We start from the raw sequence: 23,861 nt of genomic DNA, 5'->3' as shown, positions 1-23,861 counted from the left end.
CACCGGCTTGGTGCCGAAGGCTCACCTCACGCGAGAAGAAACCTGATCGTCCGCCCCTGGGACCGGCTCGGCGAGGTCGTTGCCCAACGCGATGATGCGGTTGGTGGCGTCGACGTGTACGACCTTGGGCTGGTAGCCGGCCAGTTCGGACTCCTCGGCCAGCACGAAAGACATGATGATCACCAGGTCGCCGGGGTGGACGAGATGTGCCGCCGCGCCGTTGATGCAGATGTCGCCACCTCCAGCGGGCCCGATGATGATGTAGGTCTCGAGACGGGCCCCGTTGGTGATGTCGACGACTTGAACTTTCTCACCTTCGGTCAGGCCCGCGGCACGCGCGAGGTCTTCATCGAGTGTCAGCGAACCCACATAGTGCAAGTCGGCCTGGGTGACGGTGGCGCGGTGGATTTTTCCGCCCAGGACTTCGCGAAGCATGCCCGGCTCCTCTTCCTCTATGAGTTGTGCGGGGTGGGTTCTGCGGATCAGTCGATGATGTTCGGGCCGCCTTGCTACGCAAGGGCGGCATCGGAGGTGCCGGCGGCCTTGTCGGTGTTGTGTGTCTCGTACCGGGAAACGTGATCGCGCAACGACTTCGGGCGGATGTCGGTCCAGTGCTCGTCGATCCAGTCGAGTACTTCCTGGCGCGGTCTGCCGCCGGGTTCGCCGTACGCGATGCTCCAACCGGCCGGCACCGGCTTGAACGTCGGCCACAACGAGTGTTGCTCCTCGCGGTTGATCAGCGCGTAGAAGGAACCGTTGTCGTCGTCGAACGGGTTCTGGGCCATGAGTGCTGCTCCTCGTTGTTCCTATCGGGGGTCGGTCCGGATCGCAGCAGGCAATCGTTGCTGGGTGGCGGGGTGATCGGGCTGCTCGCCGGTGATCGCACGCAGAATGTCGGCGGCGCGGATCGCGACGTTGGACAGCAGGGACGAGGTCAACCCGTGACTGTGCAGGACCCCGCCGTTGAGGAAGATCCGTTCGGGAACGCTGCGCAGACGCAGCCGGTAGTCACGCTCGACGATCGGGAGGTCCCCCTCGAACGAGGACGACCCGTCAATGCTCGGCCCAAGCATGCTGCGGGTGTCCGCGGGACGGAACCCGGTGGCGAAGATGGCAGCGTCGACCTCGAGCGTGGTGCTGCCCCGGTTTCCCAGGTCACGGATCGTCACTGTGACCCCGTCGGAGCCCTCGCTCAGCTGCTCGATCCCGGTGACCCGGTGCACGATCAGCCGACGCACACCACGCGTGCTTTCGTCGTACTCACGCCGGTAGAGATCCTTGATGAGGTCGGCATCGACGGCGGAGTAGTTGGTCTGCCAGTGATAGTCCAGCAGTTGCTGCTTGAGCTCCGGCGGTGCCGTGTAGAACTCGTCAACCGCCTCCGGATCGAAGATGCGGTTGGCGTAGGGCGTGTCATCGGACGGGGTATAGCCGTACCGGCGGAAGGACGCGTGTACTTCGGCATCGGGATACGAATCGTGCAGGTACGCAGCGACCTCCGCCGCACTTTGCCCGGACCCTACGACAAGGAAACGGCCGTGCGGCCGCGAGGGCAACTCGGCGAGCCTGTTCAGCAACTGATGGTTGTGGAACACCCTGGCTCCCGGCACGATCCCCTCCGGCAGCACCGGCCGGCTACCGGAGCCGATCACCACATGACGTGCCGCGACCCTCGTCACCTCCGAGCCGTCGACCACGGACTCGAGCGTGACCTCGAACCTCCCGCCACTCCAGTCGATACAGGTCGCCCTCGTACCGTAGGAGACCGGAAGGTCGATCCGGCCCGCGGCCCAGCTCAGGTACCCGTGGAACTCACGTCTCGTCGGGAAGAACGTCTTGAGATTGATGAAGTCGGTCACCCGCCCCTGCTCATGCAGATAGTTCAGAAAGGTGAACGGACTGGTCGGGGTCCGCGGCGAGACCAGATCTTTCAGGAAACTGATCTGCATGGTCGCGCCCGGCAACAACATCCCGTCATGCCACCCGAACCGCTGCCGGACATCGACAAACCTCGCCGTCAGCCGCCGGCCCGCACGACGACGATCATTGAGTTCCTCAATCGCGATCGCCAGGCTCAGATTCGACGGCCCGAAACCGATACCAAGAATGTCGACCTCGCCGCCGGCACAATCTCCCGATCCGAGACGACGGTCACCGCCTTCGATCAACTTACCCCTCGTCATCCGGCGATGGCCCCTTTTGCCGCAGGTCGCGAACGAACGGCGCAATGACCGGCCATCCCTCATCGAGGGCCAACCATAGCACCAACAACTTAGGTAAACCTAACTTCGGTTGGTGTGCGCCGCAAGCCACCGCGACACACCTCTGAGGAGATCGCCGGTCCGATCGGCGGCCGACGCTCGTCCCGAGGCATGCGGGCCGCACGGCGGCTTCCGACCGCAAGTGTGCACGCGTCCTGGGCAGCGGCTCAGGCGAGCGAGCCGGCACGTCGCCCGATCACCATTCCCGCGGTCAGGCCAGCACCTGTCGGGTAGTTCGCGCTGAAGAGCCCGCCGAGCGTTTCACCGCACGCGAAGAGTCCGGGGATGGGCTCACCCGACCGATCAAGCACCCGGCCATCAACGTCACCGCGAAGGCCACCGAAGGTGAAACTGATTCCACAAGTCACCGGATACGCGTAGTACGGCGGCGCCTCGACCGCCGATGCCCAATTGCTCTTGACGGGCTCCACCGCTGCGCTGCGGCCATCCTTGATCGTCGGATCGAGCGGACGGCTGGTGTCGATCGATGAGTTGAACTCCCGAACCGTCTGCACGAATCCGTCGACATCGACATCCATGGCCGCGGCAAGCTCTTCGACGCTGTTGGCGACAACCGGAACGATCCCGGGCATCTCGTACTCGTACGCCGCCAGCATCGGGCGCGACTTCGCATCGAATACCTGAAACGCTACCGAACCCGGCTGTTCGAGGATCACCTTGCCGTACTTCGCGTACGTGTAGTTGCGAAAGTCCGCGCCTTCGTCGAAGAACCGTTGACCCCGGCGGTTGACAACGATGCCGAGCGGATAGCCGTATCGGCTGAGCCGGTTCGTCAAGGCACGATTGCTCTCGTTCTCGGGAAATGACGCGTCCCACGGAACGCTATGGCAAGTCGACCAGTCGCCTCCACGATCTGCACCTATCTCCAGCGCCGCGCCGATCAGGTCACCGGTGTTGTACGGCGTGCCACGCACCTTCGCGTGCTGCCAGCCGTCTCCCAGGTAGCGCTGACGCCATTGCGCATTCGCCTCGAAACCGCCGCTGGCGATCACCACCGACTCCGCTGGAAGCTCCTGATCGCCTATCCGAACGCCAACGACCGAACCACCGTCAGTCATCAGCCCCGTGACCGAGCAGCTGTAGTGCACCTCGACTCCGAGTCGTGATGCGACGCGCTCATGGGCCGACATCAGCCCAGGTCCGCCGTCGACGTTGCACACGTGCGATCCACCCCAGAACACGAAGGTCCCGTCGGGACGCTCGTGAGCTTGCCGCTCGTACATCAGCTGGAATCGCAGCCCCAATGCATGCAGCCAGCGGACAGCGTCACGCGAGCCTTCGACGACAGCCTCGGCAAGTTCCTTGTCGCCCCGCCCTCCGGTGACCCGCTCCAGATCGGCCAGGAACTCCGCCGCCGGATACGGCGGGACCTCAGTACGCGCGTGACGCTCATCAGGCTCGAGGACCTCGAGCAGGTCGCCGAGCCCGTCGTGCACCATCCGGGTCGAACCCAGGGTGTAGTAGCTGTTCCCACCGGCATGCGCCCGCGGCGCCTTCTCCAGCAGCACTACGCGTCGCCCACGCTCGGCCGCCGCGTGAGCTGCGCAGTAACCGGCGTTTCCTCCGCCCACCACAACAACCTCCGGATCGCGCATGTCCACCTCTCCACCGGCAGCCACATTCCTTCGGCAACCAAGCTGCCTCGTCAACCCAGGTGAATTGCCACCGATAACCCGACCGGCCGGCATCGACCGTGGCCAGACTGAGCGGCGGCACTATCCGTGTGAGCCGCAGCCGGTCCCTGGTCCGCCGCTCAGCCTGCACCAACGCAGCTTAGCCTTACCTAAATTGAATGTTCGTATGTTCTGGACCACTGCCACTGATGTGACGAGTCGGGCGAGGGAGCGTGCGCGGTAGCTTGACGGCCGGGTTGAAGGTGATCAACCACGCCTCGCCGTACATCGCGTCGTTGAGTGCCTTGCGCGCCGTGGCCACGATCCGGTGCATGAGGCTGTCGAACCCGAACTCAGTTGCGATCGCTTCCGACGAGTCCTTCGTCGGCTGAGGCCAAAACGTTCACCGATCCGCGGCTCTGCGCTGCGATCGTCGGCCGCTTGACCGGGCCCCTCCCGGGGCTGCTGGAAGGGGTGTTGACCCGGCCCAGCGCGAGGCCGTTCGGTGGTGCCGAAACGGACCACAAGACGATGTCAGAGCTCACATCCGCAGCCAACCAGTGCGCGTCAACTCGCTGAGCCCCTTGGCTTGTTGGCGCTTGCGCCGCTGAAGCAGCTTCCGGCATCCAGATCCGCCCCGCTCGCAGATCCCATCCGTGAGACTCAGGCACTGGAGGAGACTCAGGCACTGGAGCCGGGCGGTCAACATAGGTTAGGCTAACCATATGACTCGAGTTGCTGTGTTGGGGGCCCGCGGGCGGATGGGCGTGGCGTCGGTCCGCGCAATTGAGGCCAGCTCCGACTTGACCGTGGTTGCCGAGATCGACATTGATGACGACGTGCAAGACATCGTCGACCACAACGCTGATGTCGTGCTCGTGTTCTCGCCACCGGACGTTGCCCACGAGCAAGTCCAGTGGTGCATCAAGCAAGGCATTCATGTGGTGGTGGGGACGTCCGGCTTCGACGAGCGGGCTGTGGGGCAGATCCGCGCCGCGCTGGTCGACCATGGTGACGTCAGCGTGTTCGTCGTTCCGAACTTCTCGGTCGGTGCGGTGCTGATGACCAAGTTCGCCACAAAGGCCGCCCCGTTCTTCGAGTCTGTCGAGATCATCGAGATGCATCATCCTGACAAGGTGGACGCGCCATCGGGAACGGCGCTGCACACGGCCGAACTGATCGGTCGCGCTCGCGCCGAAGCGGGTTGCGCCCCATCACCCGATGCCACCTACCTCGACCCACATGGCGTGCGGGGCGGGCGGATCGAGGGAGTCTCCGTACACTCGGTCCGAGTCCGTGGGTTCATGTCATCGCAAGAGGTGCTGTTCGGCGTCGACGGCGAAATTCTGAGGCTGCGATACGACTCCGTAACACGCGAGTCCCTCATGCCCGGAGTGCTCACCGCGCTACGCGCCGTCCCAAATCTCACCGGAGTGACGGTCGGACTCGACGCCGTACTGGGCCTGGGCTGAAACGAAGCAACGACAGGGCAACGTATGGACCTTGCACCAGGTCCTGGCGCTGGTCGGCGCCGGATACCGGGTGGCGACCTTCGATGCCCGCGGGATCAGCCCGATGCCTCGGCAGGCAGATTCCGGCTTTCTCCGCATGACGATCAACGACCTGGTCGACGATGTCGCGAAACTGACAGCGCACCTCGGTGGACCCGCGCACGTGGTCGGAACGTCACTGGGCGCACGCGTCGTTACAGGAGCTGGCGCTGAGTCGCCCGGAACTCGTGCGGCGAGGAGTGGCGATGGCAGCGCACGGGCGCCTCGACTAGGTGAACGGGCGCCTGACCGCCGGCGAGCGACAACTGTTCGATACGTCCGTGGCGTTGCCGGCTGAGTACAAGGCCGCAATCGACGCGATCTTGAACCTGTTCCCCGCGACATTGAGCGATGGCGTGTGCCGGTTCCGCTCGGGCGCCCAGGATCGGATCTCGTCACAGAGGTACTCGGTCAGCTCGTCGGCGGACGGGCCGTGACCGATCGCGCCCAACTCCCATCGCACCTCGTCGCCGGATTCCAGCCGGCGGGCGGTGAGGTAGACCAGCGTGTCGCCGTCGACCAGCGCCAGGCGCCACCACCCTGCCAACCGGATCGCACACCTCGGGTGGGACGTCGGCGTGGACCTTGATCCGGCACACGCGCGGGTCGGTCACGGTCAGGCGGAGCCAGAGCCCGTCATGCGACTCGTTCCTGCCGATCGTGGTCCCCGACCACGCGGTGACACGCGGCTGGTCGAGCACCCCGCGCAGCGCTTCGGGGTCCACGGCCTGGTCGCGGTCCCAGTGGAGCGTGACCAGTTCATCGGCGGTGATCGAGCCGCTGAGTTCGCCCTCGCCGTCACCGACCAGGTACACGAAGCCACACAGGTGGAGCGAATCGGACACCAGGCAGCCATCGGTGTAGGTGAAGGCGACGCTGCGTCCCTGGCCACGCCGGCCCAGCGGGGCGACCAGCCGTCCTCCAGGCGCGAGCTGCTTCCACCACTGGGCGGGGATGTCCCAAGTTGAGACCGTGGCGATCATGCGGTCGTACGGCGCCTGGTCGGGGTAGCCGACTCCACCATTGCCGGTGACGACGTGCACATCGCCGTAGCCGGTGGCGGTCAGCGCTTGTGAGGCTTTCGCGGTCACGTCCGGGTCGATGTCGATCGTGGTCACCAGGCCGCGCGGGCGGTCAACTGGGCGAGAAGACAGGCGTTGTGGCCGGTGCCCGCACCGATCTCCAGAACACGGTTGCCCGGCCGGACGTCGAGCTGATCGAGCATCGCCGCGACCGGCTACGGCGCCGACGCACAGGACAACGACCGGCCGTCCTCGAAGCGGTGAGTCATCATCGCCTGCCACGGGGCGTAGGCGGTGGTCAGTGGGACGTCGGGCACGAACTCGTGGCGTGCTGTGTCCAGCAGGACCCGTTCAACCTCGTTGAGCTGCGCGTACCCCGCCTTGCGGACCTTGGCGACCATCTCCGCGCGCAGCGTCGTCGGCTTTAATCGCAACCTCGAATCCCACCTGATGACACGTCAGTAGAATCAGCATTGGGTCAGCATCAGGTTTGGCAGACCGTGGCACAGATGCGCACACCCCAGCTTCGGCGGCGCCCCGACGAGAGGCGGCCCACCACCGAGCCTGCATCCGCACCGAACCTCTCGCGCCACGCAACACCGCGTCCGCGTCGGTTAGGTCTCGAGCTGCCGAATTCGCAGCTCAGCGCACCCTTCCCCGAGGCTTGAGCGGCACCGCGGGCAACTCCGGTGCGGAGAGGGCATCACCGTCGTACCCCTCGACCTCCCCGAACCGGGTGCCCTTCATCCAGTCCTCACGCGCCTGCGCGATGTCCTGCTGCGACCGCCCGATGAAGTTCCACCACATGATCAGCTCCTCGTCGAACGGCTCGCCGCCGAGAAGCATCAGCCCCGCGTCCGACTCGGCACGCAAAGGCAGTTCGGTACGGCCGCAGCCGAGGTAGAGCATCGAGCCGGGCAGCACCGGCACCCCGTCTACACGAGCCTCACCGGACATCGACAGCACCGCGTACTCGAAGTCGGGCTCCAGCGGCAGCCGTACGTCCGTTCCGCCGTCGAGGGCCAGGTCGGCGCCGACGATCGGGGTGTACGTCGTGCCGGGCGAGGCGGCGCCGTCGAGTTCACCGAGGATCATCGTGGCCTTGAGGCCGGGTGCCGTGACCACGGGCAGGTCGCCGTGGTGCTCGAAGCGCGGGTCGGTGTGGCGGTGGCCGTCGGGGAGGGCGACCCAGAGTTGAGCGCCGTGCAGGAGGGGGGCGTGCGAGCGGGGGCTCTCCTCGGAGTGGCTGATCGCCCGGCCCGAGGTCATCAGGCCCAGTTCGCGCGGGCGGATGGTCTGTAGGCTCCCGGTCGAATCGCGGTGCAGCACTTCGCCCTCGTGCAGCCAGCTCACCGTCTGGAGCCCCATGTGCGGGTGCGGCGGGACCTGCATACCGGGTTCGTCGGCGATGTCGTCGGGACCATAGTGATCCACGAAGCACCAGGCGCCGACCATACGGCGGCCCAGATTGGGCAGCAGGCGGCGGACCTCGGTGGACTCGCCGAGCTTGACGTGGCGAGGGCTGAGGAGTTCACGCACGGGCTCCGCCACCACGAAACCGCGGCCACCGCACAGAGCGGGAACCGCCTCCCGATCAAGATTGCTCATGGCGCCCAACCTAGCCCCGCGGGGCTCTTCGCGTCAGTCCAACGCAGGCCAGGCAGCCCGAAAATAGTAGCCATGTACATAGTAGCCATGTACTTTATTCGCATGAGCAAGGCTTCTGAGGGTGCGACGCCCGGTTTCCTGGTCTGGCGGCTGTCCACGAAATGGCGGGTCGCGGTCGACCGCGCGGTGACCCCACTGGGACTGACCCACGCGCAGTACGCGCTGGTGGCCTCGCTGTACGGCATGCAGCGCTCGGGGCTGCGGCCCAGTCAGCGGCGCCTCGCCGACCACACCGGTCTCGAGCCGCTCTACGTCTCCAAACTCGCCCGCACCCTGGAGACCGCAGGCCTTCTGGAGCGCATGCGCGACCCGCACGACCCCCGCGCCGTCCAACTGGCGCTCACCGACCAGGGCCGGGAGGTCACCCAGCGGGCGATCAAGGTCGTCCACGGGCTGCTGCAACAGCTGCTGGAGCCCCTCGGCGGTCTCGACAGCCCGCGCACCCGGGAGTTCACCCGCGACCTGGCGATCCTGCTCGACGCGCCTCTTGACCCGTTCGCCATGAACAGTGAGTCCGACAAGGAGCAGTCATGACCACCACCACTCCCCCGGTCGACCCCCGAGTCATAGCGCTGGCGCACTACGCCGGCCGCGCGCTTCTCGAGAAGGTGCTGGCCCGCCACGGCGCCACGTTCCAGCAGTCCGTCACCCTCCGGCTCGTCGCCGTCGCCGACGGACCGGTCGAGCGGGACCGCCTCGTCGAGAGTGTCGTCGGCGCACTGAAGATCGACGCCGCGGAGACACACTCCGTGGTCGACGAGCTGCTCACCGCGGGCCTGCTGGCACCTCAAGAGCCGTCCCGGGTGCGGATCACGGACGCCGGACGGGAGCTGTACAACGCGACTTCGGCCGAGACCGCCCCCATCACTGCCCGGATCTACGCCGGTATCCCGACGGAGGAACTGACCGCCGCCGGACGGGTGCTGACCCTCATCACCGAGCGGGCCGACGCCGAGTTCGCGGCGATGGCCCAGTGATCCAGTAGTGGAATATTCAACCACTGCGCTCCGTTGACGGCGTCGAAGGAGGTCACGAGTGGACACGACGTACTACGACCACGGAACAGGGACGGAGCGCTGGGAGCGCGCGCAGTTGTTCTTCGGCGCCAGGGACTACGCCGCCGCCGCGCGCGTTCTTGCCGGGCTGGTCGAGGAGGTGCCGGAGCAGACCGGACCGCGGCTGCTGCTGGCGCGCTCCTACTACCACTCGGCCCAACTGCGCCGCGCTGAGACCGAGTTGCGCGCGATCGTCGAGCTCGACCCGGTCGAGCACTACGCCCGTCTGATGCTGGGCCGGACCCTGGAGCGGCAGGGCCGGCACGAGGAGGCGGAGCGGCACCTGCGCGTCGCCTCGGCGCTCGCCGGCGACTTCGAGCGGCTCTGAGACCCGACCGGGGCCCGGTTCCTCGACGGAACCGGGCCCCGCTGCGTCGCCCCCGGTCGACTCACACCCCCGCGCTCTCCGGCGTCCGTCGTCCCCGGCGGTGGGCGATCTCACCGAGCACGACGTCCACGGCGATGAACGCTGCCAGCGGAATGCCGAGCAGCGGCACGAAATACCCGACGACGGCGATCGCCGCCACCAGCGGGATCAGGATCTGCGGTGGCACCTGCTGCCAGGCGCCGCGCGGGATCGGCCGGCCGAAGGCGGAGCCGCGGCCGCGCTGCCACCACATGCGGTAGCCCAGCAGGATCAGCACGATCAGGCTGAGCGCGAGGAGCATCAGGGCGATCTGGTTGACCAGGCCGAAGAGGATTCCGGTGTGCAGGTCGATGCCCCAGCGGGTCAGCTTCGCGAGCAGCGGGTAGTCGTCGAACCGCAGCACGTCGGTGACCTCGCCGGTGGCCGGATCGATCGCGGCCGAGTCCTGCTTCTCCGGCCAACTGCGCTGCACCTGCTTGACGACATACGCGGACGACGCGTCGGCGGGCGGGACGATCTCCACCGGATCGCCGAGCCCCTCGGCCCGCGCGGCGGCCAGGATCTGGTCGAGGCCGACGCCGTGCTCGGCGGTCCCGCCGGAGCCGGCCGCGGCGCCGTGGCCGCCGTGATCACCGCCGGCGGTCGACGAGATCGCCGGAGTGGAGTGGCCGAGCGAGGTCCGCAGCTCGTCGATGTTGGCGCCGGCGTAGGTCGACCAGGTCAGGCCGGTCGCGGAGAGGAAGAAGAATCCGATCGCGGCCCAGACGCCCACGGTCCCGTGCAGACCCAGCGTGCGGCGCCGTCCGCTGGTCCCCCTCACCTTCCGCAGGGCGCGGCGGCGGGACAGCCACAGCACCACGCCGCCGCCCGCGATCACCCACAGCCAGCTCGCGGCGAACTCGCTGTAGAGGCGGCCGTTCTCACCGAGGTGCAGGTCCCGGTGGAACTCGTCGATCCAGGTGCGCAGCGGCAGCGCTCCGGTCGAGCCGTACTGTTCGAGGGCACCGCGCACCTCGGCCGTGTACGGGTCGACGAAGACGGCGAGCGTATGGGTGTCGGCCATGCCCTCGACGCCGGACAGCATGACCCGGGTGCTCTCGTCGTCCGCCGGGGAGGGGCGTACCGCCGAGACCGTGCCCTCGGGATGGGCCTTGCGTGCGGCGGCCACCTGCTCGGAGATCGGCAGCTTGGTGTCACCGACCGGGACGGTCATCTCGTCGGCGTACATGATCTTCTCGGCCTGGAACGAGCCGGCGTACAGGAAACCGGTGGTGGCGGCGACGAGCAGGAACGGTGCGACGAGGAGTCCCGCGTAGAAGTGCAGGCGCAGAACCAGCGGGCGGAGCGGGGCCCATCTGCTGGGGGACGGCGCCGGGGCAGCGGCTTTCGGGGCCTCGTCCGTGGAGGTCGAGGGAGCGATGGACATCGGCGGCATCTCCGGGTCAGGGGGACGATCGGGGTCTGACGGTCCAGTGGTCGGGAAGCGGGGGCCCCGAGTTCCCGGCGACCCGAGTGACCTGCGTCACGTGAGCGTGCCCCTGTCGTCCTGGCGCCGTGGCATTCTGGCGCGATGGCATCTCCCCCTGATCGCGCGCCCCTTGCCGAGCTGGTCGAGGAACTCCTCGCCACCGAAGGGCCGCTGACCATCGTGGCGGCCGGTGACCCGGTGCTGCGACGCGCCGCCGAGCCCTTCGACGGGCAGCTGGACTCCGCGCTGCTGGCGCGCTTCGTGGAGGCGCTGCGCGTCACGATGCATGCGGCGCCGGGTGTGGGCCTGGCGGCCCCGCAGGTGGGGGTGGGGCTGCGGATCGCGGTGATCGAGGACCCGGCGCCGGTTCCCGAGGAGGTACGGGTGGCGCGCGGGAGGGTGCCGCAGCCGTTCCGGGTACTGGTCAATCCGTCGTACGAACCTGTCGGCACCGCCCGGGCAGGATTCTTCGAGGGCTGCCTCAGCGTCCCGGGCTGGCAGGCGGTGGTGGCACGGCACGCCGAGGTGCGGCTGACGGGCGAGGACGAGTACGGCCGTGCCGTGGACGAGGTGTTCAGCGGCTGGCCCGCGCGGATCGTGCAGCACGAGACGGACCACCTCGACGGCGCGCTGTACCTCGACCGCGCGGAACTGCGCTCGCTGTCCTCGGGCCAGGCGATGGCGGAACTCTGGGCGCAGCCGACGCCGGATGCGGCGGCGGCTGCGCTGGGATTCCGGCTGCCGGACTGAAGGAGCCCGCGTGACTCAGTTGTCCCGGTAGGCCTCCAGCAGGCGCAGCCAGATCTCGCTGATCGTCGGGTAGGACGGCACCGCGTGCCACAGCCGGCTGATCGGGACCTGGCCTGCGACGGCGACGGTCGCGGAGTGGATGAGCTCGCCGACGCCGGGGCCGACGAAGGTGACGCCGAGGAGGATCTCGCGTTCCAGGTCGACGACCATGCGAGCCTGACCGCGGTAGCCGTCGGCGTACAGGCCCGCGCCGGCGACCGCGGACAGCGGGACGTCCACGGCGCGGACGCGGTGTCCCGCCTGCTCCGCCTCGGCCAGGGAGAGCCCTACGGACGCCGCCTCCGGGTCGGTGAAGACGACCTGGGGTACGGCCGCGTGGTCGGCGGTGGCGGCGTGGGCGCCCCACGGGTCCGACTCCAGGAGCGGTACGCCGGAGGCGCGGGCGGCGATGGCGGCACCCGCGATCCGGGCCTGGTACTTGCCCTGGTGCGTGAGGAGGGCGCGGTGGTTGACGTCGCCGACCGCGTACAGCCAGTCGCTGCCGGTGACGCGCATGCTGTCATCGACCGTCAGCCAGGAGCCCGCCTCCAGACCGACCGTGTCCAGGCCGATGTCGTCGGTGCGCGGGGCACGCCCGGTGGCGAACAGGATCTCGTCGGCCTCGATACGGTCGCCGGCGTCGGTGACCGCCACGACCGCGCCGTTCTCGCGGGTCACCGACGTGAGCGAGGTGCCGGTACGGACGTCCACGCCCGCCTCCGTGAGCGCCTCGGCGACCAGTTCGCCGGCGAACGGCTCCATGCGGTTCAGCAGGCCCTTGCCGCGGACGAGGAGCGTGACCTGCGAACCGAGGGCCTGCCAGGCCGTGGCCATCTCGGTGGCGACGACACCGCCGCCCACCGCGATCAGCCGGCCGGGCGCGGCCTTCGCACTGGTGGCCTCACGGCTGGTCCACGGCTTGACGTCCGCGACCCCGGGCAGATCGGGCAGGACGGCGCTGCTCCCGGTGGCGACGGCGACGGCGTGCCGGGCGGTCAGGACGTGCTGCTCGCCGTCCGGGCCGGTCACGGTGACCTCGCGCGGTCCGGTGAGGCGGCCGTGGCCGCGGTAGAGGTCGACGCCGATGCCGTCGAGCCACTGGATCTGGCCGTCGTCCTTCCAGTGGGAGGTGAACTCGTCGCGGCGGGCGAGGACCGCGGCCGCGTCGAGGGGGCCCCGCACCGACTCGCGCAGACCGGCAAGACGGCGAGCGTCGGCCTGGGCGATGACCGGGCGCAGCAGGGCCTTGCTGGGCATGCACGCCCAGTACGAGCACTCACCGCCGACCAGCTCGCTCTCCACGACCGCAGTGGCGAGGCCGGCCGCACGGGTGCGGTCGGCGACGTTCTCCCCCACGGGCCCGGCTCCGAGGACCACGACGTCGTACATGTTGGAATCCGTTTCCGTCATGGGGTCAGTCTGGTGGGTGGTGTGCGCGGTTGCCACACGGGTACGTGCGCGGAATACACAACGGGTCGGACGTGTTGTGCGGACGGCTTCGCCCCGACGTCAGGAAGAGGGATTAACGCATGAGCAGCACCGTGGAGCTCACCAAGGAGAACTTCGACCAGACGGTCACGGACAATGACTTCGTCCTGATCGACTTCTGGGCGTCCTGGTGCGGGCCGTGCCGTCAGTTCGCCCCGGTTTACGAGCAGGCCGCCGAGGACAACCCCGACCTGGTCTTCGGCAAGGTCGACACGGAGGCCCAGCCCGAGCTGGCCAGCGCTTTCGGCATCCAGTCGATCCCGACGCTGATGATCGTCCGGGACCGTGTCGCCGTGTTCGCGCAGCCCGGCGCTCTGCCGGAGGCCGCGCTGACGGATGTCATCGGACAGGCCCGGAAGCTGGACATGGACGAGGTCCGCAAGTCCGTCGAGGAGCAGCAGACCAAGGCCGAGCAGAACGGGGAGTAGGCGCAGGGCCTGGGGCCGAGTGGCCACGCCGCCGTGTGCACGGCGGCGTGGTGCCCCGCCTCCTACAGTGACAGCGGCAGACCCGCGTAGTTCGCGGCCAGCTCGGCCGCCGCGTGACGGGACTCGGTGATCCGACGCAGGCGTGCGCGCTGGAGCCTGTCGTCGAAGGCGTCGCCGTCCGGTCGTAGATGCAGCATCGTGGTCATGTCGTACGAGAACCGCGTCGCCTGCCACACCCGTGCGAGGCACAACGCCGAGTACCTGTCGAGGAGTTGTTCGGAACCAGTGCGGTGCAGCTGCGCGAAGGCGCGGGCAAGGACGCGTACGTCGGACACCGCGAGGTTGAGGCCCTTGGCGCCGGTGGCCGGGACGATGTGGGCGGCGTCCCCGGCGAGCAGCAGCCGTCCGTGGCGCATCGGTTCGTGGACGTAACTCCGCATCGGTGTCACGGACTTGGCGGTGATCGGGCCGCGTTGCAGGGTCCAGTCGGCGTCGATGGCGAAGCGGGCGGCGAGTTCGTCCCAGATACGGTCGTCGGACCAGTCGTCGGGGTCGGTGCCGTTCGGTACCTGTAGGTACAGCCGTGAGACGCTCGGCGAGCGCATGCTGTGCAGCGCGAAGCCGTGCTCGCCACGGGCGTAGATCAACTCGTCGCCGGACGGCGGGACTTCGGCGAGGATCCCGAGCCATGAGTACGGGTAGTCGTGCGCGTACGTCCGGCTGGACGAGGCCGGGAAGGCGTCGCGGGCGATGCCGTGGGAGCCGTCGCAGCCGACCACCCAGTCGCAGGTCAGCGCCTGCTCACGGCCCTCGTGCCGGAACCGTACGACGGGCGCCTCGCTCTCCGCCTTCTCCACAGCGAGCGCCTCCGCCTCGAACAACAGCGGTGGCCCTTCGGTCAGCTGGAGCGCCACGAGGTCCTTCACGATCTCGGTCTGGGCGTAGATCGTGACGGTGCGGCCGCCGGTGAGGGCCGGGAAGTCGAGATGGTGCCGTTCCCGGTCGAAGCGCAGCTCGATGCCCTGATGGATCAGCCCCTCGGCGATCAGGCGGTCGGCTGCTTCGGCCTCGCGCAAGGCGTCGACCGTGCCCTGCTCCAGCATTCCGGCGCGCTGGCGCTGCTCGACGTACTGTCTGGTTCTGCTCTCCAGCACGACACAGTCGATGCCCGTGCGGTGCAGCAGGCGGGCGAGGAGCAGTCCGGCGGGACCGCCGCCGATGATGCCGACCGTCGTGCGCATGGCGCGCCTCCCGAGGAGTTCAACTGGATTCGCGGTGCACCACGGTGGCGCCGAGGACGGTGTGCCGCTCGGGTGGGATACCCGGGTCACGCACGGCGCGGTCGACGAGTTCGGCGAGGTCACGGCCGGACGGCAGCTCGATGTGGACCGTGCTCAGCCGGGGCCGCAGCAGCCGGCCCAGCATCAGGTCGTCGGCTCCGATCATCGCCGTGTCCCCGGGAATGTCGACCCCCTCGTCCTGAAGAGCGCGCATCAGCAGCATCGCGTACTCGTCGTTGTACGCGAACACGGCGTCCAGGTCGAGCTCCCGCCAGCGCGCGGCGAGCCGGGCGCCGGCCGACTCCTCGTAGGCGAGGTGCAGTTCGGTGACGGAGGCGTCTGTGCCGTGCAGGGCCCGGCGCACACCGGCGAGACGGGGCCCGGAGAAGGTCTCCAGGCCGGACTCCTCCGGTACGACGACGCCGATCCGGCGCCGGCCGCGGTCGTACAGGTGGACGGCGGCACAGTGGCCGACGGTCTCATGGTCCATGAGCAGGGCGTGGGCGCCGTCGACGGTCTCGGGGCCGAGGGTGACGACGGCCCGGGCGCCGGAACGCTTCAGCACCGCGACGCCCTGCGGGCCCAGGCCGGCGCCGGGGACGAGGACGGCGACGGGCCGCAACTCCGCCCAGGCGCGGGCGGCTTCGTCGCCGTGCAGGCCGACGGTGCCGTACTGGACGACCGTGTAGTCGAGTCGGCTGAGCGCCCACTGGAGTTCGTTGATGAACTGGCTGTAGAGCGGGCCGACCGGGATGGTCGGCGCGGGCATCAGGACCAGCCGGCTGTGCCCGGCGCGCAGACTGCGGGCCGCGGCGTGCGGCACGTACCCGAGCTCCTTCGCGGCCTCGTGCACACGGCGGCGGGTGGGCTCGCTGATCCGGACGGCGCTGGTGTTGTTGAGGACGTAGGAGACAGTCGCGCGCGAGACGCCGGCCAGGCGGGCCACATCGGCGCTCGTGGGCACGGAGCGCTGCGCGGGCGACGCCGCGGGGGCGGGCGTTTTCGGTATCTGCACCATGACGTACCGCATCTTGGCAGAAGCCGGGAGCGGGGCTGGGGGCGGGCTCGGACCGGTGAGCGTTGTACGAACATGTTCACAACGAACGCGTTCGTAACAAACGCGTTCGTTGCGAACTTGTTCGTGCCGAACTTGTTCGCAACGAACATGTTCGTTACCTTGGACGCATGACACCCCGCCCCGAAACCCCCCGCAGCCGACGCGAGCGTCCCGCCAAGCCCGCCCTCACCAGGGAGGGAATCGTGGGCGCCGCGGTCGCGATCCTGCGCACCGAAGGCCTACAGAAGGTCACCATGCGACGCCTGGCCCAGGAGCTCGACACCGGCCCTGCCTCGCTGTACGTCTACGTCCGCAACACCGCGGAGCTGCACGCCGCCGTCCTGGACGAGTTGCTGGGCACCATCGGGCCCGTGCCCGCCAAAGGGTCCTGGCGGGCACAGCTTGAGAAGGTGCTTTCCGCGTACACCGCGATGCTCTTCGAGCACCCGAGCCTCGCCCGCGCCGCGTTGTCGGCCCGGCCCAGCGGCCCGCACTACCTGAACCTCATCGAGACACTGCTGACCCTGCTCGCCGCGGGCGGCATCCCGCCCGCGCAGGCCGCGTGGGGTGTGGACCTGCTGCTCCAGCACGCCACGGCGACCGCCGCCGAACACACCGCGAACGACCAGTCCGCCACGGCGCAGGAGGACTGGGACGCCGTCAGCCGCGCCGTGCGTGAGGCGTCCGCGCGGACCCACCCGAACATCGCCGCCCTCGCCGGCCCTCTTCTGTCCGGGTCTCCCGAGGCGCGTCTGTCGTGGGGAATCCGGGCGCTGATCAACGGCATCGAGCGAACGGCCGTACCCGAGTGATCCGTACCAACCCGAAGGAGCCCACCATGGACACCACGACCCACCACCCCATCGCCGTCGTCGGCGCAGGTCTGGGCGGTCTCACGCTCGCCCGCGTCCTGCACGTGCACGGAATCGAAGCGGCCGTCTTCGACCTCGACCCCTCCCCCACCGCGCGCACCCAGGGAGGCATGCTCGACATCCACGACGACTCCGGCCAGGAGGCCCTGCGCGCGGCAGGTCTGCACGAAGAGTTCCGGGCGCTCGTGCATCAGGGCGGCCAGGCCATGCGGATCCTCGACCAGGACGCCGTGGTCCGCATGGAGGAGAGCGACGACGGTCAGGGCGAGCGTCCAGAGGTCGGCCGCGGCCGGCTGCGTGACCTGCTGCTGCGCTCACTGCCCGAGGGCACCGTCCGCTGGGGCGCCAAGGTCACCGGTGCGCGACCGCTCGGCGGCGGCCTGCACGAGGTGGCCCTCGCCGACGGCACCGTCTTCACCACGGACCTGCTGATCGGCGCCGACGGGGCCTGGTCACGGATCCGCCCGTTTGTCTCCGGCACCCGGCCCGCCTACACCGGCGTGTCGTTCGCCGAGGCGTACCTGGTGGAGGCCGACGTACACCATCCGGTGAGCGCCGAGATCGTCGGCGGCGGCGCGCTGTTCGCGCTCGGCTCGGGCCGGGGTTTCCTCGTCCATCGAGAGACGGACGGCAGCCTGCACGTCTATGCGGCTCTTGAAGTCGCGGAGGAGTGGCTCGACGGGATCGACTTCACCGACACCGGGGCGGCCAAGGCGCGGGTGCTCGAGCACTTCGCCGACTGGGACAAGAGTCTGCGGGCGCTGGTCGCCGACGCCGACGGCACCCTGACCCCGCGGCGGATCCACGCCCTGCCGGTCGGCCACCGCTGGGACCGCGTCCCCGGCGTCACCTTGCTCGGTGACGCCGCGCACCTGATGTCCCCGTTCGCGGGCGAAGGCGCCAACCTCGCCATGCTGGACGGCGCCGAGCTGGGTCTGGCGCTGGCCGCGCACCCGACCGACGTGGAAGCCGCACTGGCCGCCTACGAAGAGAAGCTGTTCCCGCGCAGCGCGACCTCCGCGGCCGAGTCGGCGGACAACGGCGCCCTGCTGTTCCGCGCCGACGCACCGCAGGGCCTGCTGGACATGTTCGCCGCCCACGCCTGAGCGGGGTTCAAGGGCGGGGCGCGGTACCCGTGACGCGGTCGACCAGGTCGGCCCAGCCCGCCTCCAGCCGTTCCATCGGCATCCCGCACTGCTGGGTCAGATGGTGGACCACGGCGGGATCAAGGTAGCCCAGCAACGTCTGGGCGAGGAGTTCGCAGTCGGCGTCGGGCACGATCTGCCGCAGCAGGATCACCACATGTGTGCGCAGCGCCCGGAACGGCGGGTTGGAGAACCGCCGGGTCGGTTCCGGCTGAGCGGCCAGACGCAGCTCCAACTGCTCGGCCGAGCGGTACAGCACCGCCACTCCGAACGCCCGCAGCCGCTCGGTCGGCGGCGCCCCGGGCCCCAGGGGCGGCGGTCCGCCGAGGAAGTCGGACTGGAGCTTCTTCGACGAGTGGTCGAGCAGCGCCATCAGCAGGCCGGTGCGGTCGCCGAAGCGGCGGAAGACCGTCCCCTTGCCCACCTGGGCCGCCACGGCCACGGCCTCCATGGTGACCCCGGCCGCGCCGTGCTCCGCGATCAGCTCGGCCGCGGCCTCCAGCAGCCGGGCCCGGTTGCGGGCCGCGTCGGCACGCAGGCACGCAGCGTCCTCGGCGTTGCCGAGCTGCAACAACTCGTCTTCACCGAAGGGCTCTTGGGGCCCTGGAAGGGGTGGCAGGGGCGCGGACATGAAGACAGCGTAAAGCATCGGGAAGAAATTGGACCGCGGTCCGGTTGGGGTGGTACAACATTCAACGGACCTCGGTCCGGTTCGTAACGGCAATGTTTCAGCACCTTGGAGTTCCCATGTCTGTTCGCATCCTCGCGCTCGTCGGCAGCCTGCGCGCCGGTTCGCACAACCGCCAGCTCGCCGAGGCGGCCGTCAAGCTCGCTCCCGAGGGCGCCGATGTGCAGCTCTTCGAGGGCCTGGCCGACGTCCCCTTCTACAACGAGGACATCGACGTCGCGGGCAGCGTCCCGGCAGCCGCCGCCCGCCTGCGCACGGCCGCCGCCGAGGCCGACGGCTTCCTGCTCTTCACCCCCGAGTACAACGGCACCATCCCGGCCGTCCTGAAGAACGCGATCGACTGGCTGTCCCGCCCGCGCGGCGCCGGTGCGATCACCGACAAGCCGGTCGCCGTGGTCGGCACCGCCTTCGGCCAGTACGGCGGCGTGTGGGCGCAGGACGAAACCCGCAAGGCCGTGGGCATCGCCGGCGGCAAGGTGCTGGAGGACGTCAAGCTGTCCATCCCCGGTTCCGTGATCCGCTTCGCCGAGACCCACCCGGCCGACGACGCCGAGGTCGCCGGTGACCTCGCCGAGGTCGTCGCCCGGCTGCACGGGCACGCCGGCGAGACCGTCGCCGCCTGAGCGGACACCACGCCACAAGGGGCCGGAGCCGAGCGGCTCCGGCCCCTACGTGTGTCAGGCCACCGCCCTGGGCGCCAGCTCGCGCAGTTCCGCCAGCGCAACCGCGATCGCGGGACGCTCGTGGCCGCCGCGGCGTGTGCAGGTGAGCAGTTTCCGGTGCGGTTCCGTCACGCACTGCACCCGGGTGATGGGCAGGTGGGGGGTCAGCTGGGCCAGCCGTGGGATGAGGGCGACCCCGAGCCCGTGCGCGACGAGATGGGCCGTCACGTTCCAGTCCAGCGCGTGGTGCACGACGTCCGGAGTGAACCCGGCCGCACCGCACGCCGACAGGACATGCGGACGGCAGGGACTGTCGGGCACGGGCGCGATCCAGCGCTCGTGCGCCGCGTCCGCGAGATCGATCCGGCGCCGCCCCACGAGGGGATGGTCGTCGGGGACCACGAGGTCGAACGGGTCGTCCAGCAGCGGCTGTTGATCGAACCGTGCGTCGCTCAGGGGCGGGTTGAACACGGTGGCCTCCACGACCGCCAGATCGATCTCGCCCTCGAAGAGCTGGTTGAAGCTCTGCGGCACCTCCGCCTCCTGAATCCGTACGTCCAGGCGCGGATGGCGGTCGCGCAACCGGGCCGCCATGGGCGCCAGCAGCACCGAAACGGCCATCGGGAATCCGCTCGTACGCAAGAGTCCCGCGGGATCGCCCTGGTCGGCCCGGAGATCGAGTTCGGCCTGGTCCCAGCGGGCCTCGATGGCGTCGGCGTGCGCGAGCAGGCTCTCGGCGGCCGGGGTGAGACGTACTCCGCGACCCTGGGGTTCGAGGAGGTCGACACCCAGCTCTCGGGCCAGCTGCCGGATCTGCTGGGACGCGGCGGACGGCGTGAAGTGCAGGGCACTGGCGGCCGCGGTGACCGTGCCGTAGTGGGCGACGGCCCGCAGGACGTGCAGTCGGCGCAGGTCAATCATGAAGTCCACGCTTCAAGGTGAAGTCCACAAAGTCAACCTGGACGTGTACAGATGCTTGGCTGCACGCTGGTTGTGTCGCGACGGTCACATCAGCCACGACGTTCAAGGAGTTGCCATGACCAGCACGCCCGGCACCGGCTGCCCGTACTGCGGTTGGCCCGACGGCGCCGAGCCCTTCCAGGTCGTGTCCCGGCACGTCACCGCGGCCGGCGGAACGGTGTGGACCCGCTGCGGCTGCGGATCGCTCCAGGTCCGGGTCGTCGACGCCCGCGGCATGCGCATCGTCTCCCGCAGCCGGCCCGCCCTCGCCGAGCCGAGTCCCGCGAGCCGGTGAGCGGCCGGCGGACCTTCGTAGCCGGAACGCGGGCTGTGCCACGCGTTCCGGCTCGGTCTCCTGCTGCACCGCGCAGGATCCCGGCGTCCGCGTCGTGCACGCCGACGACCTGGGCGGAATCGCGCTCCTCGCCGACTGGTCGTACCCGGCGCCGAACCCCCGCCCGACGTCCACTCCGTGGAGACGGCCGCCGCGGCGGCACCCTGGCTCCTGGCCACGCTGAACGCAGTCGCCTCGACGGCGAGCCTGCGCGCCGCGGCGACCGAGATCGACGTCCACCACTCCACACTCCAGGACCGACTGGCCCACGCCGAGCACCTTCCGGGCCGGCCGGTCCGCACGCCGAACGGCCGACTCAGGCTGCAACTGGAGCCGGCGATGCGGCACTTGGCGCGCTCATAACAGCGCGGCCGGTACGGCGCCCTACCTGACTCCGGACGACGCACGCTGCTCAAGTCGCCGCAGCACCGTGCGGCCCCACTCGAGGTTCCCCCGCTCGAAGGCCATCCCGCCCATCAGCGTGAGGTAGGGCCCGACGCGCTCGGCGGCGGCGAAGTACTCGTCCTCGCTGCGTCCGGCCAGCAGCCGCTCACGCATCCGCTCGTACCGGGCCAGCTTGGCGGTGGACCGCTCCACGCGCTCGACGACCGCGTCACGTACGGCGTCGATGTCGCCGATGTCGACGCACTGCACCCTGACCATCAGCTCGTCCCGGATGGCCGTCGGTTTCGAGGGACCTTCGGCGACGTAGGCACGCAGGATGTCGCGGCCGGCTTCGGTGAGCGAGAAGAGCCGCTTGTTGGGCCGCCGTTCCTGCTCCACGACCCGGGCGGAGACGAGCCCCTCGCTCTCCATGCGTTCGAGCTCCCGGTAGAGCTGCTGGGGCGTTGCCATCCAGAAGTTGGCGACCGAGGCCTCGAAGCCCTTCGCAAGGTCGTACCCGGACGCCTCGCCCTCCAGCAGCGCGGCCATCACCGCATTTCGCAACGCCATGGCCCCAAATTTACACTCCGTTGATTACTCAACGGGGCGACGATGGAAGCTCCTCGACGAACGCCGTGACCGGCAGCAGGGTGGGCCGCTTGGCCTGGCGTCCGTCGCCGGACGAGCGGCCCTGAAACCGCCGGACGAGCCACGGCCCCAGAAAGGAGCCGACCCAGCGCAGTTCGGCCCGGAACCCCGGGGCCACCCCCGGACCGGCGGGCAGCGGCCGCGTCCAGCCGTCGTCGCTGCCCGGCAGTGCGAGGGCGTCCGCGACCGCGGCGGCGATGCGCGCGTGGCCGAGGGGGCTGGCGTGCAGCCGGTCGGCGCTCCACAGGCGCGGGTCCGTCATCACAGGGTGCGGTGCCGTCTCCGCCACGACGACGCCGTGCCGTCGGGCGGCCTGCCGGATGCGGTCGTTGAGCGCGACGACGCGGTGCCCGATCGGTCGGGCCAGCGGGGTGATGCGGGTGACGTCGGGGAAGGTGACCGTGGCCACGCGGGCGCCCTGGCCGGTGAGTGCGGCGAACATCGCCTCCAGCTCCGCGGCCACCTCGTCGGCGTCGAAGCGAGGCCGCAGCAGGTCGTTGACTCCGGCGACGACGGTGGCGAGGTCGGGCCGCAGTGCGAGCGCGGGCGGGAGCTGCTCGGCCCGGACCTGACCGGCGAGGCGCCCTCGAACAGCGAGGTTGGCGTACCGCAACTCCGGGCTCCTGAGCGCCAGTTGCTCGGCCAGCCGGTCCGCGCAGCCACGAAAGCCGCGTACGTCGTCCCCGTCGCCGAGCCCTTCGGTCTGACTGTCGCCCAGCGCGACGTACCGCAGATATCCATTGACCGGCACGCGTGGAACCACCTTCCGCATCACCATAGACGACCAATTAACTATTCGCATTGTTGACTAAGTGGCCGGCTTTCAGCAATGCCCCGGCCCTTGACCCGCGTGATGTTACCGGTAACATTCCGTCCCGTGACCGACCCTCAGACCGCTCGGCCCATCACCGTCACCTCTCCCCTGACAGCTCCCGTCTTCAGCCCCTCCGCAGTAGTCGCGTCCTGTGTGGGCTTCGTACTCATCGGTGCGCTCCAGGCCCTGTACGGCCCCTCGATCCCCGCCTTCCGCGAGGAGTTCGGCCTGTCCCCCTCGGCCGCCGGGCTGGGGCTGAGCGCGCACTTCGTCGGTGGGGTGGCCGGTGTGCTGCTCTTCGACCGGCTGTACGGCAGGATCGGCAACCGGCGGATCCTCGGGGCCTCGTATCTGCTGATGGCCGTCGGCGCGGCGGGGTTCGCGCTGGCGCAGAGCTGGCCCGTCGCCCTGTGCGCGGCGCTGTTCGCCGGGCTCGGGTTCGGCGGGATCGACTACGGGCTGAACCAGCTGTTCGCGGTCGGCTTCGGCCGCCGTTCGACCGCGATGCTGAACATCCTCAACGCGCACTTCGGCGTGGGAGCGATCCTCGGCCCGGCGCTGATCGGCGGGGTGGGCGCCGAGCACTATCCCGCGGTGTTCCTCGGTTTCGCGCTGGCCAACCTGCCGTTGCTGCTGTGCCTGAGTGGCGTACGGAACCAGGTGCCGGCGCCCACCGGTGAGGTGCCCAAGTCCGGTGACGGCGTGCTCGTCCGCAGCCTCGGCTCGGTGCTCGCCGTGTTCGTCGCGCTGTACGTCCTGCACGTGGGCATCGAGGCCGGTGTGGGCGGCTGGGAGCCGACCCATCTGGAGACCGTGGGGTACGGCGCCGGGGTCGCCGCCACTGCCACGTCCGTGTACTGGCTGATGATGACCGCCGGCCGCTTCCTGGTGGCGCCGCTCGCGCTGCGCTTCTCGGCGCAGGCCATCATCACCGTCTCCTGCGCGGGCATGACGGTCTGTCTGCTGCTGGCCGCCGTGCCGGGCCTCGCCCCGTACGCGTACGCCGGCGTCGGGCTGTTCATCGCGCCGATCTTCCCCACCGGTCTGCCCTGGCTGAACCGGGCGGCCCCCGGCGCCCGGCGGGCCGGTGCCGTCGTGATCGCCGCCTCGATGGTCGGCGGTGTCGCTGCTGGTCCAGCGCTGGGCAAGGCCATCGAGTGGTCCGGGATCCGTGCGGTCCCGCTGCTGCTCTGCGCCGTCTCGGCTCTCTGCCTGGCCGCCACGCTCTGGCTCATCCGCGCCACCCGGCCGCGCTGAGCCCCTTCCGCCGAGGCCGCACGCCACCAG

At 69.5% G+C, this 23,861-nt stretch carries 26 protein-coding genes and 2 pseudogenes; 13 read left to right on the top strand and 15 right to left on the bottom strand.

The features are described from left to right. Positions 1 to 21: 21 nt before the first annotated feature. From panD to tcuA, 4 genes are all read right to left on the bottom strand, one after another. Entirely contained in the window at positions 22 to 435 is a 414-nt protein-coding gene (gene panD, locus KCH87_RS17660; RefSeq protein WP_155057330.1) for an aspartate 1-decarboxylase, read from the bottom strand. A gap of 74 nt (positions 436 to 509) precedes the next feature. After that, a complete protein-coding gene (locus tag KCH87_RS17655; protein ID WP_210587072.1) occupies positions 510 to 785 on the bottom strand; it encodes an MbtH family NRPS accessory protein in 276 nt (91 codons plus the stop codon). A gap of 21 nt (positions 786 to 806) precedes the next feature. Then, positions 807 to 2,168, bottom strand: coding sequence for a lysine N(6)-hydroxylase/L-ornithine N(5)-oxygenase family protein (locus KCH87_RS17650; RefSeq protein ID WP_247196379.1), 1,362 nt, complete (start codon positions 2,166 to 2,168; stop codon positions 807 to 809). Between the two features lie 260 nt (positions 2,169 to 2,428). Further along, the gene (gene tcuA / locus KCH87_RS17645) at positions 2,429 to 3,877 is read right to left on the bottom strand and encodes an FAD-dependent tricarballylate dehydrogenase TcuA (RefSeq protein ID WP_210587070.1); all 1,449 of its coding nucleotides are present in this window, start codon (positions 3,875 to 3,877) and stop codon (positions 2,429 to 2,431) included. A gap of 743 nt (positions 3,878 to 4,620) precedes the next feature. Between tcuA and dapB the strand changes: the two genes are divergently transcribed. Together dapB and KCH87_RS50760 are read left to right on the top strand one after the other, a co-directional pair. After that, positions 4,621 to 5,367, top strand: coding sequence for a 4-hydroxy-tetrahydrodipicolinate reductase (gene dapB, locus KCH87_RS17640; protein WP_210587069.1), 747 nt, complete (start codon positions 4,621 to 4,623; stop codon positions 5,365 to 5,367). A gap of 31 nt (positions 5,368 to 5,398) precedes the next feature. Then, on the top strand, positions 5,399 to 5,743 hold the full coding sequence (locus KCH87_RS50760; protein ID WP_210587068.1) for an alpha/beta hydrolase: 345 nt from the start codon (positions 5,399 to 5,401) through the stop codon (positions 5,741 to 5,743). A gap of 97 nt (positions 5,744 to 5,840) precedes the next feature. Here KCH87_RS50760 and KCH87_RS17630 read toward each other — a convergent pair. The 3 genes and pseudogenes from KCH87_RS17630 to KCH87_RS17615 form a co-directional block, all read right to left on the bottom strand. Further along, a pseudogene (locus KCH87_RS17630) lies at positions 5,841 to 6,670 on the bottom strand (methyltransferase domain-containing protein). A gap of 12 nt (positions 6,671 to 6,682) precedes the next feature. Then, positions 6,683 to 6,901 (bottom strand): hypothetical protein, encoded by a 219-nt coding sequence (locus tag KCH87_RS17620; RefSeq protein ID WP_210587065.1) that lies wholly within the window; start codon positions 6,899 to 6,901, stop codon positions 6,683 to 6,685. 208 nt (positions 6,902 to 7,109) lie between these two features. After that, entirely contained in the window at positions 7,110 to 8,075 is a 966-nt protein-coding gene (locus KCH87_RS17615; RefSeq protein WP_210587064.1) for a pirin family protein, read from the bottom strand. A gap of 102 nt (positions 8,076 to 8,177) precedes the next feature. Between KCH87_RS17615 and KCH87_RS17610 the strand changes: the two genes are divergently transcribed. The 3 genes from KCH87_RS17610 to KCH87_RS17600 are packed head-to-tail and all read left to right on the top strand — an operon-like array spanning position 8,178 to position 9,518. Then, positions 8,178 to 8,669, top strand: coding sequence for a MarR family winged helix-turn-helix transcriptional regulator (locus tag KCH87_RS17610; RefSeq protein ID WP_210587063.1), 492 nt, complete (start codon positions 8,178 to 8,180; stop codon positions 8,667 to 8,669). Next, positions 8,666 to 9,112 (top strand): winged helix DNA-binding protein, encoded by a 447-nt coding sequence (locus KCH87_RS17605; RefSeq protein ID WP_210587062.1) that lies wholly within the window; start codon positions 8,666 to 8,668, stop codon positions 9,110 to 9,112. Before KCH87_RS17610 ends, KCH87_RS17605 begins: the two co-directional genes overlap by 4 nt. Before the next feature lie 58 nt (positions 9,113 to 9,170). Further along, positions 9,171 to 9,518 (top strand): tetratricopeptide repeat protein, encoded by a 348-nt coding sequence (locus KCH87_RS17600; protein ID WP_210587061.1) that lies wholly within the window; start codon positions 9,171 to 9,173, stop codon positions 9,516 to 9,518. Positions 9,519 to 9,579: 61 nt separating this feature from the next. Here the strand turns inward: KCH87_RS17600 and KCH87_RS17595 are convergent, their stop codons facing one another. Continuing rightward, positions 9,580 to 10,983: a PepSY domain-containing protein gene (locus tag KCH87_RS17595; protein ID WP_210587060.1), complete on the bottom strand. Its 1,404-nt coding sequence runs from the start codon at positions 10,981 to 10,983 to the stop codon at positions 9,580 to 9,582. A gap of 144 nt (positions 10,984 to 11,127) precedes the next feature. Here KCH87_RS17595 and KCH87_RS17590 point away from each other — a divergent pair, with 144 nt between their 5' ends. Beyond that, complete coding sequence (locus tag KCH87_RS17590; RefSeq protein WP_210587059.1) at positions 11,128 to 11,775, top strand: peptide deformylase; 648 nt, start codon at positions 11,128 to 11,130, stop codon at positions 11,773 to 11,775. A 15-nt stretch (positions 11,776 to 11,790) separates the two neighbouring features. On the opposite strand, the gene KCH87_RS17585 is transcribed toward KCH87_RS17590, so the two are convergent. Then, positions 11,791 to 13,224 carry an NAD(P)/FAD-dependent oxidoreductase gene (locus KCH87_RS17585; RefSeq protein WP_210587058.1) on the bottom strand — a complete coding sequence of 478 codons (1,434 nt, stop codon included), beginning with the start codon at positions 13,222 to 13,224 and terminating at the stop codon, positions 11,791 to 11,793. A gap of 119 nt (positions 13,225 to 13,343) precedes the next feature. Between KCH87_RS17585 and trxA the strand changes: the two genes are divergently transcribed. Further along, a complete protein-coding gene (trxA, locus tag KCH87_RS17580) occupies positions 13,344 to 13,730 on the top strand; it encodes a thioredoxin (protein WP_210587057.1) in 387 nt (128 codons plus the stop codon). A gap of 62 nt (positions 13,731 to 13,792) precedes the next feature. Here the strand turns inward: trxA and KCH87_RS17575 are convergent, their stop codons facing one another. Beyond that, positions 13,793 to 14,971, bottom strand: coding sequence for a 4-hydroxybenzoate 3-monooxygenase (locus KCH87_RS17575; protein ID WP_210587056.1), 1,179 nt, complete (start codon positions 14,969 to 14,971; stop codon positions 13,793 to 13,795). Between the two features lie 19 nt (positions 14,972 to 14,990). Next, positions 14,991 to 16,028, bottom strand: coding sequence for a LacI family DNA-binding transcriptional regulator (locus KCH87_RS17570; protein WP_210587055.1), 1,038 nt, complete (start codon positions 16,026 to 16,028; stop codon positions 14,991 to 14,993). A 167-nt stretch (positions 16,029 to 16,195) separates the two neighbouring features. Here KCH87_RS17570 and KCH87_RS17565 point away from each other — a divergent pair, with 167 nt between their 5' ends. Together KCH87_RS17565 and KCH87_RS17560 are read left to right on the top strand one after the other, a co-directional pair. Beyond that, positions 16,196 to 16,879, top strand: coding sequence for a TetR/AcrR family transcriptional regulator (locus KCH87_RS17565; protein WP_210587054.1), 684 nt, complete (start codon positions 16,196 to 16,198; stop codon positions 16,877 to 16,879). A gap of 26 nt (positions 16,880 to 16,905) precedes the next feature. Beyond that, positions 16,906 to 18,045 carry an NAD(P)/FAD-dependent oxidoreductase gene (locus KCH87_RS17560; protein ID WP_210587053.1) on the top strand — a complete coding sequence of 380 codons (1,140 nt, stop codon included), beginning with the start codon at positions 16,906 to 16,908 and terminating at the stop codon, positions 18,043 to 18,045. Between the two features lie 7 nt (positions 18,046 to 18,052). Here the strand turns inward: KCH87_RS17560 and KCH87_RS17555 are convergent, their stop codons facing one another. Next, positions 18,053 to 18,733 carry a TetR/AcrR family transcriptional regulator gene (locus KCH87_RS17555; RefSeq protein WP_210587052.1) on the bottom strand — a complete coding sequence of 227 codons (681 nt, stop codon included), beginning with the start codon at positions 18,731 to 18,733 and terminating at the stop codon, positions 18,053 to 18,055. Positions 18,734 to 18,831: 98 nt separating this feature from the next. On the opposite strand from KCH87_RS17555, the gene KCH87_RS17550 reads away from it, so the two are divergent. Further along, the gene (locus KCH87_RS17550) at positions 18,832 to 19,395 is read left to right on the top strand and encodes an NAD(P)H-dependent oxidoreductase (protein WP_210587051.1); all 564 of its coding nucleotides are present in this window, start codon (positions 18,832 to 18,834) and stop codon (positions 19,393 to 19,395) included. Positions 19,396 to 19,449: 54 nt separating this feature from the next. On the opposite strand, the gene KCH87_RS17545 is transcribed toward KCH87_RS17550, so the two are convergent. After that, positions 19,450 to 20,355: a LysR family transcriptional regulator gene (locus tag KCH87_RS17545; RefSeq protein WP_210587297.1), complete on the bottom strand. Its 906-nt coding sequence runs from the start codon at positions 20,353 to 20,355 to the stop codon at positions 19,450 to 19,452. 115 nt (positions 20,356 to 20,470) lie between these two features. On the opposite strand from KCH87_RS17545, the gene KCH87_RS17540 reads away from it, so the two are divergent. Further along, positions 20,471 to 20,689 (top strand): hypothetical protein, encoded by a 219-nt coding sequence (locus tag KCH87_RS17540; protein WP_210587050.1) that lies wholly within the window; start codon positions 20,471 to 20,473, stop codon positions 20,687 to 20,689. A 67-nt stretch (positions 20,690 to 20,756) separates the two neighbouring features. Further along, positions 20,757 to 21,091: pseudogene (locus KCH87_RS17535) on the top strand (helix-turn-helix domain-containing protein); the annotation flags it as partial. 21 nt (positions 21,092 to 21,112) lie between these two features. Here KCH87_RS17535 and KCH87_RS17530 read toward each other — a convergent pair. Continuing rightward, the gene (locus KCH87_RS17530) at positions 21,113 to 21,682 is read right to left on the bottom strand and encodes a PadR family transcriptional regulator (RefSeq protein ID WP_210587049.1); all 570 of its coding nucleotides are present in this window, start codon (positions 21,680 to 21,682) and stop codon (positions 21,113 to 21,115) included. A gap of 28 nt (positions 21,683 to 21,710) precedes the next feature. After that, a complete protein-coding gene (locus tag KCH87_RS17525; protein WP_308298849.1) occupies positions 21,711 to 22,511 on the bottom strand; it encodes an SGNH/GDSL hydrolase family protein in 801 nt (266 codons plus the stop codon). Between the two features lie 126 nt (positions 22,512 to 22,637). Here KCH87_RS17525 and KCH87_RS17520 point away from each other — a divergent pair, with 126 nt between their 5' ends. Then, positions 22,638 to 23,831, top strand: coding sequence for an MFS transporter (locus KCH87_RS17520; protein ID WP_308298848.1), 1,194 nt, complete (start codon positions 22,638 to 22,640; stop codon positions 23,829 to 23,831). The last annotated feature ends 30 nt before the right edge of the window (positions 23,832 to 23,861 follow it).

Source organism: Streptomyces sp. GESEQ-35 (genome assembly GCF_017948485.1).
Taxonomy (GTDB): Bacteria; Actinomycetota; Actinomycetes; order Streptomycetales; family Streptomycetaceae; genus Streptomyces.
This window is presented reverse-complemented; position numbering and strand designations above follow the sequence as displayed.

What these genes read in the sequence shown, in the direction of transcription:
- KCH87_RS17590 (WP_210587059.1), top strand. Translation starts at nt 11,128, where the DNA reads ATGGCATCTCCCCCTGATCGCGCGCCCCTTGCCGAGCTGGTCGAGGAA.
- KCH87_RS17570 (WP_210587055.1), bottom strand. Translation starts at nt 16,028, where the DNA reads ATGGTGCAGATACCGAAAACGCCCGCCCCCGCGGCGTCGCCCGCGCAG.
- KCH87_RS17545 (WP_210587297.1), bottom strand. Translation starts at nt 20,355, where the DNA reads ATGATTGACCTGCGCCGACTGCACGTCCTGCGGGCCGTCGCCCACTAC.
- KCH87_RS17615 (WP_210587064.1), bottom strand. Translation starts at nt 8,075, where the DNA reads ATGAGCAATCTTGATCGGGAGGCGGTTCCCGCTCTGTGCGGTGGCCGC.
- KCH87_RS17560 (WP_210587053.1), top strand. Translation starts at nt 16,906, where the DNA reads ATGGACACCACGACCCACCACCCCATCGCCGTCGTCGGCGCAGGTCTG.
- KCH87_RS17610 (WP_210587063.1), top strand. Translation starts at nt 8,178, where the DNA reads ATGAGCAAGGCTTCTGAGGGTGCGACGCCCGGTTTCCTGGTCTGGCGG.
- KCH87_RS17655 (WP_210587072.1), bottom strand. Translation starts at nt 785, where the DNA reads ATGGCCCAGAACCCGTTCGACGACGACAACGGTTCCTTCTACGCGCTG.
- KCH87_RS17550 (WP_210587051.1), top strand. Translation starts at nt 18,832, where the DNA reads ATGTCTGTTCGCATCCTCGCGCTCGTCGGCAGCCTGCGCGCCGGTTCG.
- KCH87_RS17555 (WP_210587052.1), bottom strand. Translation starts at nt 18,733, where the DNA reads ATGCTTTACGCTGTCTTCATGTCCGCGCCCCTGCCACCCCTTCCAGGG.
- trxA (WP_210587057.1), top strand. Translation starts at nt 13,344, where the DNA reads ATGAGCAGCACCGTGGAGCTCACCAAGGAGAACTTCGACCAGACGGTC.
- KCH87_RS17605 (WP_210587062.1), top strand. Translation starts at nt 8,666, where the DNA reads ATGACCACCACCACTCCCCCGGTCGACCCCCGAGTCATAGCGCTGGCG.
- dapB (WP_210587069.1), top strand. Translation starts at nt 4,621, where the DNA reads ATGACTCGAGTTGCTGTGTTGGGGGCCCGCGGGCGGATGGGCGTGGCG.
- KCH87_RS17540 (WP_210587050.1), top strand. Translation starts at nt 20,471, where the DNA reads ATGACCAGCACGCCCGGCACCGGCTGCCCGTACTGCGGTTGGCCCGAC.
- KCH87_RS17565 (WP_210587054.1), top strand. Translation starts at nt 16,196, where the DNA reads ATGACACCCCGCCCCGAAACCCCCCGCAGCCGACGCGAGCGTCCCGCC.
- KCH87_RS17585 (WP_210587058.1), bottom strand. Translation starts at nt 13,224, where the DNA reads ATGACGGAAACGGATTCCAACATGTACGACGTCGTGGTCCTCGGAGCC.
- KCH87_RS17575 (WP_210587056.1), bottom strand. Translation starts at nt 14,971, where the DNA reads ATGCGCACGACGGTCGGCATCATCGGCGGCGGTCCCGCCGGACTGCTC.
- panD (WP_155057330.1), bottom strand. Translation starts at nt 435, where the DNA reads ATGCTTCGCGAAGTCCTGGGCGGAAAAATCCACCGCGCCACCGTCACC.
- tcuA (WP_210587070.1), bottom strand. Translation starts at nt 3,877, where the DNA reads ATGCGCGATCCGGAGGTTGTTGTGGTGGGCGGAGGAAACGCCGGTTAC.
- KCH87_RS17530 (WP_210587049.1), bottom strand. Translation starts at nt 21,682, where the DNA reads ATGGCGTTGCGAAATGCGGTGATGGCCGCGCTGCTGGAGGGCGAGGCG.
- KCH87_RS17595 (WP_210587060.1), bottom strand. Translation starts at nt 10,983, where the DNA reads ATGTCCATCGCTCCCTCGACCTCCACGGACGAGGCCCCGAAAGCCGCT.